Below are 279 nucleotides of genomic sequence, written 5' to 3' on the forward strand. Positions count from 1 at the left end.
GTTAGCGGGAGCCTTCCGCATCGTCCTCTTCTTCATCGTCCAGGTCGTCGTCGAGATCGTCGTCATCGTCGAGCGTGATCCGACCCATGCCGACGCCCGCATCTTTATCTGCATACGGTTGACGTGGGGCGTTTTCGTCCGGGGCGTAATTCTTTCTGACCATTGGCAGCTCCATGAAGAAAGTTGAACGAACCCGCAGAGCGCGCAAGCGATGCGCCTGCGCTTCACCGCGAACTTCCAATGATGCTCCCGTGCGATCCGCACGACCAGTGGTAAGTG

Annotated in this window: 1 pseudogene; it reads right to left on the reverse strand. The window is 58.4% G+C overall.

Going from position 1 to position 279, the window contains the following annotated elements:
• Position 1 precedes the first annotated feature (1 nt).
• Positions 2 to 279: pseudogene (locus SB753_RS36715) on the reverse strand (hypothetical protein); the annotation flags it as partial.

It is taken from the genome of Paraburkholderia sp. SIMBA_053, from assembly GCF_046534895.1.
In the GTDB taxonomy this organism is placed as follows: domain Bacteria; phylum Pseudomonadota; class Gammaproteobacteria; order Burkholderiales; family Burkholderiaceae; genus Paraburkholderia; species Paraburkholderia caledonica.